The organism is Blastococcus sp. CCUG 61487 (assembly GCF_005222955.1).
GTDB lineage: Bacteria > Actinomycetota > Actinomycetes > Mycobacteriales > Geodermatophilaceae > Blastococcus.
This window is the reverse complement of the sequence record NZ_LWUA01000272.1, coordinates 2,435-3,387: the sequence shown is the minus strand read 5'-3', so window position 1 is coordinate 3,387 and position 953 is coordinate 2,435. Positions and strand designations below refer to the sequence as shown.

The following is a 953-nucleotide window of genomic DNA, read 5'->3' as shown; positions in this document are numbered from 1 at the left end:
CGAGCGTGCGCTCGGACAGATCCGGCTGGTCGCCGTCGCCCTGGTCGTGGTCGGCGGAGCCGGCTACCGGCCCAGCGCCGACGCCGACGTCGGCCGCGACGTCGCGCTGCCCCTGGCCGGTCTGGCTGCCCTGGTGCTGCTGGGCGTCGCGCTCCTCACCAGCCGCGCCGGCCGCGCCGGAACGGGGCGCCGCTCGAAGCTCGCCGCGGCGGGCACGATCGCCGACGCGTGCGTCGTCCTGGGCGTGGTCGTCCTCGCCGGCCTCCCGCCGCGGTCCTTCGCGCTCGTGCTGCTCATGCTGCCCTTCCTCGAGGCGGCCCTCTGGTTCGGGCTCAGCGGCCTGGCCGCGCTGTGGACGGTCAGCTCGGTGGCGCTCGGCCTGTACCTCGTCGTGTTCCCCGAGAACGCCGCCGACGGCGCGCTGGGGGTGCTGGTCATCGCGATGCCCACCCTGCTGCTCGCCACGATGCCGGTGGCGATGCTCGCCGAGCACCTCGTGGCCCAGGTCGGCCGGCTGGGCACCGCCCGCGAGGCGGCCGACGACCGGGCGAAGCTGCTGGGCGACCTCTCGGCCATCACCGCCGAGATCTTCCCGCTCGACCGGGGTGAGGTGCTGGCCCAGCTGGCGGCCGGCGCCGAGCAGCTCGGCGCGACCGACGTCGTGGTCACCGCGGCCGACGGCGCTCCGGTGGCGGGCATGCCCGCGGGCCGGACCTCGGTGACCGAGGACGACGACCTCCGCACCGAGCTCCTCACCCGCGAGCTCGCCCTGCCCAGCGGAGAGGCGTACACCTTCTCCGCGCGGGTCACCGGGCCCGAGGACGAGGTCGCCCGCCGGGTCGAGGCGCTGGAGCTGCTGGTGGCCCAGGCGCGGGTGGGGCTGGCCAACGCCGTCCTCGTCCACGAGTTGGAGCGGCTCAAGCAGAGCTACCAGGACCAGGCGACCCGCGACC

General features: G+C 76.1%; 1 protein-coding gene. It reads left to right on the top strand.

Annotation, left to right across the window (positions count from 1 at the left end; translation table 11 throughout):
• The coding region (locus A6V29_RS21095) for a hypothetical protein (RefSeq protein ID WP_212719571.1) at positions 1–953 on the top strand (953 nt) is incomplete at both ends.